Origin of the sequence: Bacteroides sp. K03 (genome assembly GCF_019734355.1) — a bacterium.
GTDB lineage: Bacteria > Bacteroidota > Bacteroidia > Bacteroidales > Bacteroidaceae > Bacteroides > Bacteroides nordii.
The window spans coordinates 1-17,499 of sequence record NZ_JAASHC010000008.1 but is presented as its reverse complement, the minus strand read 5'-3'; the positions used below and the strand labels follow the sequence as shown (position 1 = coordinate 17,499).

Here is a 17,499-nt window from a genome sequence, read left to right as displayed (position 1 = left end):
CCTCCGATGAAGAAAAAAAGTAAGAGAAACTATTCTGCATAGTCTCCCTTATTTTAATCAAGTAATTCCGATTGATTTATGTTTTCTGTGGCAATTCAAGTCCTGCCCTGACGATCAGCCTTTTTACCTGGGTTATCCGGAATTTGCAACCTTTGGAGGTAACAAAGCCTTGCCGGTTTAAAATTCCGGTCATTTCGGACAAGGACTTCCCCTGCATGAGCAATGAATGCAACATGGCAATGGCTCTCATATTATTCGGGTTATTGTCCGCCTTAGTCTTGTTGGTCTTTACACTTTCCCCGATAGCCCGTTCAAGGTTATTCGTCAGGTTCTCGGATTTACCAAGCCGGCATCCTCTCGCTTTCTTGGCCTGTAGCGATTGCCTGGTTCTCTGACTGATCAGTCCGGCTTCATACTCTGCTATACTGCTGATGATATGCAGTACGAGTTTATTTGCTTCCGGAAAATCACAAAATACAATCTCCACATCACTTTCCAGCAATTTACTGGTGAAAGCTACATTCCGGCTTAATCGGTCCAGTTTGGCTACAATTAAGGTAGATCCTGTTTTTCTGCATTCTCCCAAAGCCTCTATAAGTTTGGGTCTGTTGGATTTACGTCCACTCTCTGTTTCAATATACTCAGCAATCGGCTTTTTATCCTTCAAGTGATTCTGTATAATTTCTCTTTGAGCCTCCACTCCCAATCCGGAGATTTCCTGTTTTATCGTGGACTGTCGGAGGTAGGCAATATAAGTTTTTGCTTTCATTTTTACATATTTTAATAGTCGGTTACAAATACCAAACGAACGTTCAATATCTGTCACCTGAAGTTTATGAAAAAGAAATCCTGTGAGATTTTGAGGTTTCATAGATTCCAACTTCTCATAGGATTCCTATTATTTCAGATTCGGTTATTTTTGAAAAATACTATTCTCTTATAGTTCCATACTCTTCAGAAATCCTTTTTTCATAATTATCCGTTTTCTCCACATTCTCGTCTATCACAGAAACGAGCATATCAAAGTAAACGTCTTCTATTACATTCTTTTCTCCTTCAGAATCAGGAATAAGATGTACTTCAAAGAGATCCTTTCCTTCATCGAGAACGATTTGTACCATTCCCGTATGCTTGAATCCCTGCACATGAAATTCCAGTCCGCCTTTGACCGGCTTTATCGTATCCATATCTACTCCCCATGACATTACTATAACGGGTTGTGTCTTTAGGATTGACCATATATATCCTGCTAGTTTCAGATCACAATTTTTGTTCTCCATATTCGATTGTATTTAAGTTATAGTATTCAGTGTAAATTCTCCGGTAATCCTCCATATCCAGTTCAGGGAAAACGGAGTGGTATATATAATAGAGGTCTTCTGCGCTCCATAATTCCCCCTGATCGAGCAGGGCAAATATTTCATCCGTCGCTTCATCGAATTCATCATAACTCCTCCATCGCCTTGCTGGTATCTTAGGTTGGTGAGGATAAGGTTCAGTACAATTCTCAATGATATGCTCTACCAGTGACAGACAGTTTATGAGGTCTTTCTTTATTGTAAACTCATGGTCCGTATGTGGTTCGTAATATCCACAGCTAAGATTGACGCAACTGACCAGAAGCCCTCGTTCCTTTAGTTCCTGCACATCCGTCATCATTCCATGTGTTTCCCTGTATCCGAACTTTTTATATCCGGCAGCTTGAAGGAATCCGGGAGAACATAGTGAGGTCCAGCCGATTTCTGTAACAATGTCCTGATAACCCCGTCTGTCAGGCTGTATAACAAAGCGGCAGTCATTGAAAAAATCCATCACCGCTTTTCCAGAACCTACACATCCCACCTCTTCACTGACAAAGAACGCCAGTTTTAGAGTGTCATACTTTTTCAGACATTTGAGTGCTATCCATATTCCATTTTTGTCATCGGCTCCGAGTCCTTCCTGTCTTTTATTCCGGGAGCTGTAACCGAATATGATTTCTCCCGTTTCGACAGTCGTGAAATCTTTTGAATGTAACCTCTGTACCTGGTCAAGATGTGCTACGATACAGGGATATGATTCCGCTTCCCCTTTTGTTATATACAAGTTCCCGGCTGCGTCCATTTCAACTTTGGTACCAGTAATTCTCTTGGTATAATTCCATATAAACTTGATCATCGCCCGTTCTTTTCCGCTTGGGCTATAAACCTTGTATAATTTCTTAAGCAATTCCATCATTCTTATTTTTTGTGGGTTAAACATTTATTTCATTCATCTCGTATGCATATGGCAGTCCTGTTTCCTCATCTATCCTGTCATAAAGCATGTCATTCAATTTATGAAGTTCTCCCGCTTCCAGCAGTCTTTGTGCCGACTCTACGGATATTATCTTTCTTTCATATTCACAGAGGATATTGTTCCATACCCGGTATATGGTTATGTCTTCTGCATACTCATAGTAATCCTCATCATAATCGGAATAATGCCAGTTTTCCTTTTTGTATGTCTGTTCCGCTTTCTTCCGGCATTCTTCACAGCAATAGTACTCTTCCGTTATGTTCGAATAGAAATTATCCTCTTCCAGAAAATGCCCGCTACATTCCGGACATTCCGTAACATCCGACTCATGATGGTATTCCTCGAGATTTTCTATCCATATGAATTCGTCCAGATTCTCCACGTCACAGTAATACTCGTGTCCGTGATAATATACGAGGCTGGTTTCATTGCAATGGTATTCGTGGAAATCATCGTATTCCTCCTCACCATTCAGAGAACCGTCAGTAATATCAAGTGCGATGTCACCACTTCCGTAATTATCTGCTGTCCTCTCGGATTGATTGTACCACTTGAATGAATCCTGGTAGCTTAGCGTGTCATCCCAGTCCAGGTCACATTCTATCCTGAATTTCCTGTCTGACAATGAATTCTCTTCCAGGTCAACAAAAGCCCTTGCATCACCACATCCGGCACCGACTTTCTTATAACCGTCAATGTGTCCTCCCTTTATCAGAACATCTATTAAAGCACGTTTGAGGGTGTTGTTCTCATCGGTAGCGTATTGTCTTTCCGCCAGTCTCCATATCTTTCCGTCCTGGTCTGTAACCTTGTTGTAGATGACACACCTTGCTGTCACCTTTCCTTCTTCATTAATCAGGTATGCCGCGCTTGCATCGACTGAATTCGTATAGAAATAATGCAGTTTCCTGTCTACCATGCAGGAATGAAAATCTCCCATACAAGAGGAGGATGAGTATATCTTCTCGAAATTCTTGTCTATGCATAACCTGTTTTTAGGGAGCCGCCCCGTTGTATAAGTCTGCCAGTCCGCCGAGAATTCCTCACATAGGTAAGTCACTACCTGTTCCGGAAGGGTTTTACCAAATTCTGTTTCCAGTATGAGCGAGCGGTAGAGTTTCCCCGCTTTCATTTTAAACACCTTTTCTCCGTTCTCATGGTTAATGTAGCGGATTGACCTGGTATCCCCGTCCTCACATAGCCCTTTCAGTTCGTCCGTTTCAAAGTTCCTGGAGTAAAAGAGTTCTCCGTCCAGCTCCAGAACATAACGTAATGACATATCTGAGTGTCCGCTTATAATTATTGTCCGGGTAATGGTTTTCTTCAGTTCCGCCATTGAGGAAATATGAAGCAGCGTATAGTTGTTTGTCTCTATTGCTTCATGTAGTAATCTCTTGTTCCTGATATATGCCAGCAGTATCTTGTTTTTTCTGCTGCATACCCCGTTTCCATGCTTGATAATCCCAAACATGTCCTTGAATTCTTCATAATTTTTAAATTTGTAGTATAACATAATCTTTCTTGTTTTAAAATGTTGGTAAATAAAAAAAGGAGGACACCACGTTGATTGTGATATCCTCCTCAGATACAATTCCGGTATGTTTCAACCGTCTCTCAAATGAATGGAATATGTAGTTCTTCCAGCACTTCCATTAACTTTTTTGCACCTTTTTTAGATGCTTCATTTCTTAGGTCCGTCCTTCTTTGAGGATCTGCATACACTTTCAATATCTCTACAATAGTCCTGAATAATGTCTGTTGTAGGGTTTGGTGAAATGTTGTCGTTGCAAGTGCGAATCTTTTTTCATTCCACCCGTAATCATTCAAGGCCCTTGCCAATTCCTGTGCCGCCTTGAACTCTCTGCTGTTTTCAATTTCAAATCTTTCCATTTTTCTTTCTGATTCGTTTTTAGTTAAAATATAGTTGCATTGACCGGCCATTTTTCTACGTCAGTATCAATGAGCTGGTGTACATATTTATCTGACGGATATGCCTTTTCGACTTTTAAAGTGGCTGCAATATAATTTATTGCTTGTACCGTCAGCGAGGGCATCATTTCTATGAAGTCCTTGTACGTTTCCCCCTCTTCGGTAGTTAAGGTATATTTGATTATATCGAAGGTGTAATGTGCCATACTTTATTCCTTTCCATTTTATTCAGAACCATTCCCGTTTTACTCACCGGTGTACTCTGTCCGTTCATTTTCTTTTCTTAGCAACTGAAGTTCCACCTTCTCCGCATCAAATTCATAATTCATGCACTTTTTAAAGTTTCCTATTAAAAGAAGCAGGGGAAATAACATCCCGTGCCTGCAATTCCTTCCGTGCTCGTCTAGTGCTGATTTACAGGTGTCACAATGGTATATGTCCTGTATACATGTTACGCTCATATATTTTTCTCCTTTCTGATTTTAATTCAACAAAAGAAGGGAGAAAGACCTTGTTTGTTATTTTTAGATCTTTCTCCCTTCATAGGATTTTGATGTTTCCCTGTCTATCCCAGGAACCATCCGTAATTTTCAGTGTCTTCTCCTCTCAAGGCTTTCTGAATGCCCACTGCAAAATCTGTGGCGTTCTGATTTCTTTCGAGGAATTTGTCAATATAGGACTGTTTGGCCGCCTCGTTAAGAAGCTGCATCAAGTCCCAGCATGAAATTTTTGCTCTTCCGCGTAAGCCGAAGTTAGGGTTGTCAATATAGCCTTTAGTAGCTGCATTGATGTTTGAATCACCCAGGATAACTTTCGGCAATTCTTTCATCTGTGATACCGGTAAAACCTGGTAAAGCCGTAAACGTCCGATTATCTGGCAGAATTGTTCCTGTGAAATCATCGTTCTTCCCAGGTCTTCAAGAAGTCTCAAATTTTGTTCGGGATTGAATGTCTGAAACAGTTTTAGGGCGGCTATATAGATATCCGTATCGCCCATCACTTCCAGACGTCCTGTCAAACCGTCACATGTCAGCATAAGATTGCTGCATACCCTGACTCTCCATCCGATAAAGATTTTAAATTTTTCAGGGGATTTTTTTCCGTACAGGTTCTCTTCGTTCAGGCTTCTTACGCCGCCGATACAAAGATGTACTTCCTCACCGTTCATTTCCCGACATATGGTTCGGATATGAAAACAAAATGCCATTCTCTGATAATAGATGGTTTCGTCTTCAGGTTTGAGTTCTTCCTTCCTTTTTGTCAGTGCGGAAGGATGTCTGCCTAAAATCTTATGTGAGACTCTGATTTCCGTATTACCGAAAGTTTCTCCTGCAAAAAACATGCTTGCCGCCTCCTCAATACGGTGTATAAAAGTCTGGTGGCTGATTGTAAGCTGATTGTCTCCAAAGCTGGGTACAATACAGTTCGTTTCCAGTTCTTCAAGTGTAATGCCTGAAGTGTTTGATTCAATAAAATTGGGATGTTCCTTCTCCTGTTCCTTTTCCGATACGATTACTGCATCTTCGATAAAGGTTGGGTTGATCATATCCATTCTTGTCATCATTGTGGATGGTAATAATAAATTGGTTGTTTCCATATTTTTATAGTTTTTAATTAGTTAATAAAATCCGATAAAAGAAAAAGCCAAGAGGGTTATTTCTTTGCTTTTACAAATATTCCTCTTAGCTTCTTGATTCCCTTGAGTATGGATGTGGTTACCTCAAGGATGGTTATAATTACGTCCTGTGCCTTATCATAATCCATTCACTAGACGTTTCTATGGGTTTTCAGTTGCTACACCTGTATCAACTTTACTTGCAGCATCCTTTTTCTTCCTTTTGTTGCTGTATTTCTCTACAAGTTCCACAATAGTTGAACCTGCCACAATGATCTCAGCAATGTATGCTGCGATCCTGATTCCTTTCATTAAATGTTTCATTTTTCTTTTGTTTTTTGTTGTTGGTTAATAATATGTTCTTGTTCTCTTGTCTCTTGTTTTTATTCTTGTCATATATAAGGGTTTAAGGTGAAGAGGGAAGGAGAAGAAAGGGAAGTGAGAAGAGTGATAAGGAAAAGAAGAAGAAAAAAAATAAAGAGCCGTTATCAAGACTCTTCGTCCTGACTTGGCTCTTTGATAGGCTGTCATACTTTCATTACCCAGACTGTAGCTGTGATAATTACCGATACCGCTGCTATCCTTCGAATTGAATCTCCCAATGATCTTCTAAGTATTGGGGTCAACCCGGAAATTGTTTAATCTTGTTTGAAGCTATGTGCACCATTTAGTACCGGTGCAATCTCTGTGCTTCAATTTATTCTCATCTATAAGAATTTCGGGTGATGGGAGGGGGAGAAAATTTAAACTTTATCGCCAGTTGTTGCGTAATAGTTTTCCTATTAGCTAATGAAATGCGCTATTTCTTACATATAATATTGCAATAAGTGAGATAAACTCGCTTTTCAAGGAAGATGTCGTTAGGAAACACACCCTTATTGTTTGCTAATTGATTACAAAAGATCGATACTTTTACATTAACAGGCCCTGTAAGAATCCTTAATTCACACAGGGTCTGTTTTATGAAAGGAAGTTATTTATAGTAGTTTGTTGGAACCAAGTATAATTAATATGGTATACCCAAGTATTAGTCCAATTATTCCCATGATTATACCTACTTTTTCCATATCTTTTTGTTGAATCATTCCTGTGGCATGTGCTAGGGCATTAGGTGGTGTACTAATTGGTAATATCATTGCTAGTGACGATCCGATTGCCACTCCAATTAATAAAGTCTCTACGCCTCCTAATGATGACAGGTTTTCACGCATGCTGATTCCGGCAATAGCGAGAATAGGAACAAGTAGAGCTGCAGTAGCAGTGTGGGAAATAAAATTTGCCATAGCGTAGCAGATCAGTCCAGAACCGACAATCATTAGTACAGGAGGCCATGTACTGAATGGGATGGCTTCAATCATATGCTTAGCCAGTCCAGTCTCTTGTAAGGCTACGCCCAATGCAAAGCCACCGGCTACCATCCAAAGTACGCTCCAACTGATCTCCTCCAAATCGCGTTTGGTAATAACACCTGTTATACAAAATACAGCTACCGGAATCATCGCCACTACATTGGAGTTTACTCCTGTAAATTTATCAAACATCCACAATAAAACTGTTATAGCAAAGGTGATATAAACAATAATGGAACGCCAGTCTTTCTTTGCCTCGCCTTCGATTTGCAGCTCAATACTCTTTTGTTTGAATGGGAACAGTCGTAAGAGTATAAACCAAGCGATAAATAATACTATTATGGTATAAGGCAACATAAAACTCATCCATTCTCCAAAACCGATATTCAAGTTCAATCCTTCCGGATCATTCAAGTATTTTAAAGCAATGGCATTAGGTGGTGTACCGATAGGAGTTCCCATACCACCTATATTAGCAGCCACAGGAATGGCCATAGCTAATCCTATTTTTCCTTTTCCATCTGCCGGAAGTGCTTTTAATACGGGGGTCAGAAAAGTAAGCATCATGGCAGCTGTAGCTGTATTGCTAAGAAACATTGAGAATACGGCTGTAACGAGTATAAATCCTAATAGTACATATCGTGATTGTGTTCCGAAAGGTTTTAGCATGACTCGTGCTAACAATACGTCCAATCCACTTTTGGTTGCTGCGATAGCAAGAATGAATCCACCTATAAACAGCATGATGATAGGATCGGCAAAACAGTGCATAATAGACTTATATTTGACAGTTTGTCCTAATTCTTCTGCAGGAATGCTCTGAGTTAAGAACCATAAACTACTATCGGAAACAGTAAGCAATAGTAATACAACGATTAGAACGGAAGTAGTCCATGCTGGGATAGCTTCGAATACCCACATGAGAGTGGCAAAAATAAAAATAGAAATAAGTCTTTGTTCTATAACAGTTAAACCTTCTACCCCAAATGTATTAATGGGGAGGAACCACAAAATAAGGGAAAGGGTAATAGCTATGGTTAACTTTATACATCGGCCCACTGTCTGATTTTTTGCTAACCGTTTAGCTTTCTTTAGGTCCTGATAAGCTTCAACTAAATGGAAGCCATGAAAAATCTTGTACATAATATTAGAACGAAATGAAATAAAAAAACGTTTGCAAAAATAATTTTTAATTTAATATATAGCTAATCTAATGCTGAACTTTTTTCTTGGTTCTTTCTTCTTGTAGTTTTTTAGTAGAAATACAATTTCCCTATATTGATTTTAGAACACGATAAACTGAATTCTCATAAATATCAAGGTAAGGATTATTAGTTCTCTGTTATTTATTTTATATTATCTGGATCTTCCAGTTCTGCAGCTATACTCTTTAATTCATCCAATACCTGTTCATTCATATTTTGCATTGGAAAGTACTGTCCGCCTGTCATTGTGACGCTTACTGACCCTATGATACCTGATGCCTCTAACATATTGATGATCGTTTGAGCGGGAGTATTATCTTTTTCTAAAGAAACCACCATAGCAATGAGTCTACGAGCATTGACAGGCCGTATGCTTCTTTTATTAATGGTTATATACTGTATGACTTCTTTTATATCAGACAGTTCTTTTTTTAACGGTTTTATGCCTTCTTCGATTCCTTCCTTTATTATCTTTAGTGTCTGATTACTATTCATTGGGACATTACTTTCTTGAGAAAGCTCTTTGGGAAGTTCATGTTTCACTCGATCTGCTTCCGTTTTAAGGATCAGTGATGCAACATCCCCCGAACTGACCTTAACGTATCTCTTGAACGCTTCTTCAGTAGTATGTCCAGTGATTTTCATCAACAGGTGACTATCATAACCACGTTTGAGCATATTGCTTATGTAAGACCGCCGTGCGGTATGAGTACCTATTAGTTCCCAACGTTGTTTGACTGAATTAGTGACTTTCCCTCCTCTGTCTTCTGTCACAATGTGTTCTTCTGTAAGGCCAGCTTTTAAACCGATTTTTTTCAAATACCTCAACATAGTATTTTTAGAAATCTCGGGCAAATTAAAACCATATTTTTTCAGTATTTCTAGAGCTACAGGAAAGAGTGGAATTACTACCCTATGGGTTCTTTTTGTTTGAACAATTTCCAATATTTGCCCTTCATTAGTATTTTTTACGAGCCCTTGATTTAATGATGTCATATCACTGAAACGTTGCCCCGTCCAACATTGTAGAATAAAAATATCTCTAACAACTTCTTCTCTATCAGAAAGTTTAAGGGAATGTATTTTATTGATATCTTCTTCTGATAAAGATATTTCATTCTCATCTCCCTGTCTACTTTTGGGCTTAGTGTATTTATCCAATTTAGTTTCATGTATATCTATTAAATTATAAGGCTCTGCTCTTTTAATTATACTAATAAGTTGCACACACTTATTGCCTACAGTACTTGTTGCGGTAGTTCGTTCTCCCTTAACTTTTTTATTAAATAAGTATGTTTCATACTCTTTAATTAATGCCAGATTTATATCGTCAAAACTGATAGTATCTTGACCTTTTTCTTTTAGAAAAGTTTGGAAATCTTTTAATACAATTAAATACGTTTCCATTGTCGATGCTCCTTTACGTTCACCTGAAGTTTTGATTGTTTTATCATTAGCAATAGCATTTCTTAACCAGTGCATTGCATTTATTTTTTTACTTCTTCGCATATCAGAATCTTTGTATATGTATTTCCTTAATAATTCCCAGCAATTTTCTAACGTACTCGGATTATCGCAAAGATAACGTTTAAATTCTTCAAATTGATTTTTTAGTTCTAATAACTTTTTATTGGCAATAGTATTATTTATATTATCAGATTCTGTCAGACGACAGCTTATATACGCTTCTTGTTTCTTGATATTCCAATGTTCGGGATATACTTTTACTCCAGTCGGCAATTTAGCCTGTTTCCGATTTATACGTACTATCAAATAAATGTTAGTTGGCCTCTTACTTTTAGGTTGGCGTAGATTAAAACTAGCTTTTACAATTTCATTAATAAATACCTGTCCTGTCATAGCCTTGTTCTTTGAATCGGTTCTTTAATTTGGTTCTTAAACTCCGTTCTTTGAGGACTGAATATGAGACGATATATGCTCTATAAACAAACTGACAAGCCTCTTAGGAATACCCAAACAAATATTAGGTAGTTTGAGACAAATCCCGTAAATTTGTTCCCAATTAATGAAATAACATAATAAATCACTATAAACAAAAGGATTATCGCTATGGAATATAATTTCAGGGATATTGAAAAGAAGTGGCAAAAACGGTGGGTAGAAAGTAAAACCTACCAGGTGAAGGAAGATGAATCGAAACAAAAATTCTATGTGCTGAATATGTTTCCTTATCCGTCGGGAGCAGGACTACATGTAGGACATCCGCTGGGATATATTGCTTCGGACATTTACGCCCGCTACAAACGCCTGCAAGGTTTCAATGTACTGAATCCTATGGGATATGACGCATATGGCCTGCCTGCCGAACAGTATGCTATCCAGACAGGGCAACACCCTGCTATTACAACCATAAAGAATATCGACCGCTATCGGGAGCAATTGGATAAAATAGGGTTCTCTTTTGACTGGAATCGCGAAATACGTACGTGTGATCCGGAATATTATCATTGGACACAATGGGCGTTTGTGAAAATGTTCAATAGCTATTATTGTAACGATGAACAGCAGGCACGCCCTATCGAAGAGCTTATCCAGGCTTTCGGAATCTACGGAACAGAAGGTATGAACGTTGCTTGTAGTGAGGAACTCAGCTTTACTGCCGACGAGTGGAAAGCAAAAAGTGAAAAAGAGCAGCAGGAAATCCTGATGAATTATCGTATCGCTTACCTGGGCAACACCATGGTGAACTGGTGCCCGGATTTGGGAACAGTACTTGCCAACGATGAAGTTGTAGACGGTGTTTCCGAACGCGGTGGTTTTCCGGTTATCCAAAAGGTAATGCGCCAGTGGTGTCTCCGTGTATCTGCTTATGCCCAACGTCTGCTCGATGGTCTGGACACTGTAGAATGGACAGATTCTCTGAAAGAAACTCAGCGCAATTGGATTGGCCGTTCAGAAGGTGCCGAAATGCAGTTTAAAGTGAAAGACTCTGATATTGAATTCACCATTTTTACCACTCGTGCCGATACAGTATTCGGTGTAACCTTCATGGTACTTGCCCCCGAAAGTGAACTTGTGGCACAGCTCACTACTCCCGGACAACAAGCAGAAGTAGATGCTTACCTTGAACGCACCAAAAAGCGTACGGAACGCGAACGTATTGCCGACCGCAGTGTAAGCGGTGTATTCTCCGGAAGTTATGCCATCAATCCGCTGACAAACGAAGCTATCCCTGTATGGATCAGTGATTATGTATTGGCAGGTTATGGCACGGGAGCTATCATGGCCGTATCTGCACATGACAGTCGTGACTATGCGTTTGCCAAACACTTCGGTCTTGAAATCCGTCCGCTGATCGAAGGTTGTGATGTCAGTGAAGAAAGCTTCGATGCCAAAGAAGGTATCATGATGAACTCTCCACGTCCGGGTACCCCCGAAGGTGGACTGGTATTGAATGGTCTGACTGTAAAAGAAGCCATTGCCAAAACAAAAGAATATATCCAAACTTCCGGACTGGGACGGGTAAAAGTTAACTTCCGCTTACGCGATGCCATCTTCTCGCGCCAACGTTATTGGGGTGAACCCTTCCCGGTTTACTACAAAGACGGTATGCCCTATATGATTGACGAAGCCTGTCTGCCGCTCGAATTGCCGGAAGTTGACAAATTCCTGCCTACCGAAACCGGTGAACCTCCATTGGGACATGCTACCAAATGGGCATGGGACACTGTAAACAAGTGCATAACCGAAAACGACAAGATAGATAATATATCGATCTTCCCGCTCGAACTCAACACAATGCCGGGCTTTGCAGGTTCTTCCGCATACTACCTTCGTTATATGGACCCGCGCAATACCCAGGCACTTGTTGATCCCGCTATCTGCCAGTACTGGAAGAACGTTGATCTCTATGTAGGCGGTACGGAACATGCAACCGGACACCTGATTTACTCTCGTTTCTGGAATAAATTCCTGTATGACCTCAATGTTTCTGTAATGGAAGAACCGTTCCAGAAACTCGTAAACCAGGGAATGATACAAGGACGCAGTAACTTTGTATACCGCATCAAGAATACCAATACGTTCGTTTCTCTGAACCTGAAAGATCAGTACGATGTCACTCCTATCCATGTAGATGTAAATATCGTATCCAATGATATTCTCGATCTGGAGGCTTTCAAAGCATGGCGTCCTGAATTTGAAACGGCAGAATTCATTCTTGAAGATGGCAAATATATCTGTGGTTGGGCAGTTGAAAAGATGAGTAAATCAATGTTCAACGTTGTGAACCCGGATATGATTGTAGAGAAATACGGTGCCGATACACTCCGCATGTACGAAATGTTCCTCGGCCCGGTAGAACAAGCCAAACCGTGGGATACAAACGGTATTGACGGTGTGCACCGCTTTATCCGTAAATTCTGGGCACTGTTCTATAACCGTAATGACGAGTATATCGTAACAGACGAACCGGCTACCAAAGAAGAGTTGAAGTCATTGCACAAACTGATTAAGAAAGTGACGAGTGACATTGAGCAATTCTCTTACAATACTTCAGTAAGCGCATTCATGATCTGTGTAAATGAACTCAGTACACTGAAATGCAGCAAGAAAGAGATACTGGAAAAACTGGTAATCGTCCTTGCTCCCTTCGCTCCGCACGTATGCGAAGAGCTATGGGATACATTGGGAAATACAACCTCTGTCTGCGATGCCCAATGGCCGGCTTTCAACGAAGAATACCTGAAGGAAGACGTAGTAAACTACACCATCTCTTTCAACGGTAAAGCCCGTTTTACTATGGAGTTTCCGGCAGATGCTGCCAGTGATGCTATCCAGGCGGAAGTATTGGCGGACGAACGTTCTCAGAAGTGGACGGAAGGTAAAACTCCGAAAAAGGTAATTGTAGTGCCGAAGAAGATTGTAAACGTTGTGATTTAAAATAAAATCTATATGTATAAACCTACAAAAGCTGAAGTGATGCGGGAAGCCAGAGATTACATCTTCATCACACTCGGATTGTTCAGTTATGCCCTCGGATGGGCTGCTTTTCTGATCCCGTATCAGATTACCACCGGGGGTACAACAGGTATTGGTGCCATCATCTATTATGCCACGGGATTTCCCATCCAATGGTCGTATTTCATCATCAATGCCGTACTGATGACCTTTGCTATCAAGATACTCGGTCCGAAGTTCAGCATCAAAACCACGTATGCCATCTTTATGCTTACGTTTTTGCTATGGTTTCTGCAATTAGTGGTAAACGGGGCGGACGGCGTTCCTCCTAAAGTATTAGGTGAAGGACAAGACTTCATGGCCTGCCTGATCGGAGCAGCGATGTGTGGTATAGGTTTAGGCGTAGTATTCAACTGCAACGGAAGCACCGGCGGTACGGATATCATTGCCGCTATCGTCAACAAATACAAAGATGTCACCTTAGGACGCATGATCATGATTTGTGACGTTGTCATCATCAGTTCTTGTTATTTCATTTTCAACGACTGGCGAAGAGTAATATTCGGCTTCGTAACGTTGCTTATCATCGGTTTCGTTCTGGACTATATTGTAAATAGCGCCCGTCAATCCGTACAGTTCTTTATTTTCTCTAAAGACTACGAAAAGATTGCCGACCGTATAACCAAAGAGACCCACCGCGGAGTGACCGTACTCGATGGTATAGGATGGTATAGCAAGCACAATGTAAAAGTGCTTGTAGTACTTGCCTACAAACGTCAGTCGGTTGAGATATTCCGGTTGGTAAAGGATATAGATCCGAATGCGTTTATCTCTCAAAGTTCCGTCATTGGAGTATATGGAGAGGGATTTGACAGGCTGAAGGTAAAATAGAAGCAACTTGTATCTTCAACCATTAAAACACAGATTAACGCTAATTATCGCAGATTTAATTCAATCTTTGCATAAATTCGCGTTAATCTGTGTTTTTTATAATAGCTAATTTTACATTTAACGCATTCTGTTTATAGATATTACACGCTCATTTAAGGTATATCGATAGCTCCGTAAGGCAAATCCATTGCCGCTCCCTCTTCTATCTCAAGACAGGCATTGTCACGTAACTTAATCACACCGTTGTTCTTTACTACAATCGTTCCCCCCTTCTGTACTACAACTCTTGCATTCAAGATATTGCCTCCATCCACTTCAAGCGTAGTCCCCGAACGAACTATCACCGATGAAGTATTATTCAAGGTCATCGTTTTCCCATTGGGAATTACCAGCCGTCCCGATTGTAATACCACATTTCCACACGGAGATTCCCCGTCCCATGTTTCATTGGCATTTATCAGCATTGGTTTACAAACTGTCGGAAAATACTCTCCCGTATTCTGTGGATTACCACGCTTAACACCCCATTCTATAGCTGTAGGAATACCTTCGGTCTTCCACACATACAAATCTTTCTCACTACCGGCTATTATCTCATTTCTTCCATCGTTATCGATATCTGCAACACAAGGAGTATCCAGAAAATTCTCATCCGCTGACACAATCGGAAATCCCAAAATATCACTCCCGTCATTGTGCAAAGCATAAATAAATTTGTTGTTACAACAAAATACGATATCGGGTATGGCGTCTCCGTCTACATCAGCCAAAATAGGAGTATTTATATTGGCTGCATAGGCTATTTGTGGTAGCAATCCATCAATCGACCTGCTAAAAATAGAATCGCCTGTATGTTTCCATGCTTTTACCACTCCACGACCTAATATGACAACTTCCAAATGACCGTCATTGTCTATATCACCCACAGACAAAGTGTGATCTAAAGAAGCACCATTGTCCGTGTAAGGAATCGTCTGGCTTCCATTCCAACCGGCAACCGTCTTATCTCCTTCCAAACTAATAGCATAGACATGGCTGATTGCTACATCATGTTGTGAAAAGACCAATTCCTTTTTTCCGTCTCCATTCAGATCACATACCACAGGAGCAGAGGCTAAATTGGCATCTCCCGCTCTCCAGAACGGATTCGTTGTAAAAGCTGTACCATCCTGCCGCCAGATATAAATACCCAATGAATCATACGAAGCTATAATCTCCATCTGCCCGTCACCATCAAGGTCGGCAACAGCCAAGGCAGAACTATTATAATCTTTTTTACTGGTAATATTAACATTGGGGTTCAACCGTCTCAGTTCATTTCCGTTATGATCCAAAATAAAGATATCAGAAGTCTGATGTGATTTAATAAGAACTTCCATCGTACCATCCGAACTTCCATCCAAATTGGCTATTACCGGACTCTGAAACATCGAATAAGGAATCTTCTTTTCCCACAATAAATCCGGCTTATGATCTCCATCCTTATCAAATGGAGAATAACAGTAAACGGCATTTTTATCTCTGTGGTCATCCTCCCAGGATGATACCACTATATTCTGCTCACCATTGCCTGATAAATCTCCGAAAGCAGCCTGTCCTTTCAACATTACCGGTGTTTTAGCAAATCCACTGACTGTAGTTACATTTCCATCGATATCAAACAGTTCTTCTCCTGTAGGACGGAATCCTACCAAATAACCAATACGAGCACCATATCGATCTTCATAAACCCAGAATAACTCTTGTTTACCGTCATTATCCACATCAGCAATATTCGGACAAGATTTAGAGGAATAATTACCTGTAGTAATTCGCCGTGGGAACGGACTAATCACGGGATACGAAGTCCATGTCTGATAAGCTGTACTCCACTCACTTTCATTCCCATTATCCAAAACCGTAGCTACCTTATAATGATATCTTGTCAATTTGGCAAGATTCTCATCCAAATAATATGTAGCAGTCAGTGGAAACTTATTCAACTTCCTGTACGTTCCATTTTCTCCATTATCACTACGATATATATTGTAGCTTATCGACTTTCCCATAGAGGACCAATACACATTAATTGAAGTACTGTCAGCCTGAGATTTAACAGTCGATATGTCTATCATAGCAGGTCTTAATAATGGATTTACCGGAAAGTTCCAAGTCTTTCCATATTTATTGCTAACCTGCAATGTAAAATTCAATGTCCCTGTATAGCTACTTGATGTCTGAAATTGAAAAGCAATCGTATTTGTCTTTGTCTCAGTAAAAGGAATAGATGGATAAGTTACTTGTGTAGACGGACACGATGCCTGTACATTGTTTGAGATAAGTACGGCTTTCAATCCCGTAGCTTCAGCCCTTCCAATATTCATTAAGTCAATATTCATCTTCACCGTTTCACCTGCTTCCACTATAGTATTCCCATTGCTTGTCCAGATAATTTTTTGATTACCGATTTCAATTTCAGGAGCATAAATATTATCTATCTTAAGCAGTTGAGTTTTAGTTTCACCATTTACTGATATTTGTAGATTCAAATTTATTCCACTGGAATTATTTCTCAGATGTTCCCCGCTGTTTTTATTTATTTTGAAAACGAACGGAGTAACAGATCCCACAACAGTATTACCGGCAATATTCCCAAATGTAGCATTAGCATTTACGATCTCTATATCACCGGATGTACTTACTAAAGATGCTGTTACTCCATTTAATGCGCTGTTTCCCGTATTTCTCAGTTTTACAGTCAATTCAATCGTTTCTCCGGCATCCAACTGCCCGTCACCATTTCCAATACTCGCATCAGTCCCTTTGTCATTGTAAATTAGATCTTCAACAGCTATAGCAGGCTCACTACCATTTTGCAAAACTTGAATATCTCTTTCAACCGGCCTGAAATTATGGGCAGTGACTGTTACATTCACAACTCCTAATGTCTGTACAGGTACATTAATAGTATGACTTCCATTAGTTAGTTGATCCACAATATACAGTTCGTCCTTTTTCTGAATGCAGATTCTTGCATCATCATTTTGTGGTAAACCATTTATAACTACTGTTATAGTATTATTTCCGGTTTGTAGAGATTCTGGTGTTATTGAAACATTCAATGTGTTGGGAATATCGGTCCAGACTTGCATTTCGGGATCACCAAAAAGGTGGAACGCACAATTATTATGAAAATTGTCTGTCAGATATCCGCTAAACTTATCCATAATCTTTTGATATAAAGATGCTAAATCATATCTTCTATGTTGTATTCCTAATAATTGAATACTTTTTTATTTGTTATTAACTTTATAAATCAATTAGTTATCTCTTT

13 protein-coding genes are annotated in these 17,499 nt (G+C 39.8%); 2 read left to right on the top strand and 11 right to left on the bottom strand.

The genetic code is table 11. From position 1 onward, the window contains the following. Nucleotides 1–76: 76 nt before the first annotated feature. The 10 genes from HCG69_RS08045 to HCG69_RS08000 form a co-directional block, all read right to left on the bottom strand. Nucleotides 77–769, bottom strand: a complete 693-nt coding sequence (locus HCG69_RS08045) for a recombinase family protein (protein WP_221649714.1) — start codon at nt 767–769, stop codon at nt 77–79. 160 nt (nt 770–929) lie between these two features. Continuing rightward, nucleotides 930–1,280, bottom strand: coding sequence for a hypothetical protein (locus HCG69_RS08040; protein WP_211462248.1), 351 nt, complete (start codon nt 1,278–1,280; stop codon nt 930–932). Continuing rightward, nucleotides 1,261–2,214 (bottom strand): hypothetical protein, encoded by a 954-nt coding sequence (locus tag HCG69_RS08035; protein WP_370634141.1) that lies wholly within the window; start codon nt 2,212–2,214, stop codon nt 1,261–1,263. Before HCG69_RS08035 ends, HCG69_RS08040 begins: the two co-directional genes overlap by 20 nt. 19 nt (nt 2,215–2,233) lie before the next feature. Next, nucleotides 2,234–3,790: a hypothetical protein gene (locus tag HCG69_RS08030; RefSeq protein WP_221649627.1), complete on the bottom strand. Its 1,557-nt coding sequence runs from the start codon at nt 3,788–3,790 to the stop codon at nt 2,234–2,236. A gap of 101 nt (nt 3,791–3,891) precedes the next feature. Continuing rightward, nucleotides 3,892–4,167, bottom strand: a complete 276-nt coding sequence (locus tag HCG69_RS08025; protein WP_070613051.1) for a hypothetical protein — start codon at nt 4,165–4,167, stop codon at nt 3,892–3,894. 23 nt (nt 4,168–4,190) lie between these two features. Beyond that, entirely contained in the window at nt 4,191–4,412 is a 222-nt protein-coding gene (locus tag HCG69_RS08020; protein ID WP_221649626.1) for a sulfate transporter, read from the bottom strand. A gap of 359 nt (nt 4,413–4,771) precedes the next feature. Continuing rightward, complete coding sequence (locus tag HCG69_RS08015) at nt 4,772–5,803, bottom strand: DUF3871 family protein (protein WP_221649625.1); 1,032 nt, start codon at nt 5,801–5,803, stop codon at nt 4,772–4,774. Nucleotides 5,804–5,983: 180 nt separating this feature from the next. Beyond that, on the bottom strand, nt 5,984–6,145 hold the full coding sequence (locus HCG69_RS08010; protein WP_221649624.1) for a hypothetical protein: 162 nt from the start codon (nt 6,143–6,145) through the stop codon (nt 5,984–5,986). A gap of 653 nt (nt 6,146–6,798) precedes the next feature. After that, on the bottom strand, nt 6,799–8,313 hold the full coding sequence (locus tag HCG69_RS08005) for an SLC13 family permease (protein ID WP_221649623.1): 1,515 nt from the start codon (nt 8,311–8,313) through the stop codon (nt 6,799–6,801). Between the two features lie 203 nt (nt 8,314–8,516). Next, nucleotides 8,517–10,235, bottom strand: a complete 1,719-nt coding sequence (locus HCG69_RS08000; protein WP_221649622.1) for a site-specific integrase — start codon at nt 10,233–10,235, stop codon at nt 8,517–8,519. Between the two features lie 210 nt (nt 10,236–10,445). Between HCG69_RS08000 and leuS the strand changes: the two genes are divergently transcribed. Together leuS and HCG69_RS07990 are read left to right on the top strand one after the other, a co-directional pair. After that, a complete protein-coding gene (gene leuS / locus HCG69_RS07995; RefSeq protein WP_221649621.1) occupies nt 10,446–13,277 on the top strand; it encodes a leucine--tRNA ligase in 2,832 nt (943 codons plus the stop codon). A gap of 12 nt (nt 13,278–13,289) precedes the next feature. Beyond that, complete coding sequence (locus HCG69_RS07990; protein WP_007483037.1) at nt 13,290–14,186, top strand: YitT family protein; 897 nt, start codon at nt 13,290–13,292, stop codon at nt 14,184–14,186. 152 nt (nt 14,187–14,338) lie between these two features. Here the strand turns inward: HCG69_RS07990 and HCG69_RS07985 are convergent, their stop codons facing one another. Continuing rightward, nucleotides 14,339–17,392, bottom strand: a complete 3,054-nt coding sequence (locus HCG69_RS07985) for an FG-GAP-like repeat-containing protein (protein ID WP_255585566.1) — start codon at nt 17,390–17,392, stop codon at nt 14,339–14,341. Nucleotides 17,393–17,499: the final 107 nt, after the last annotated feature.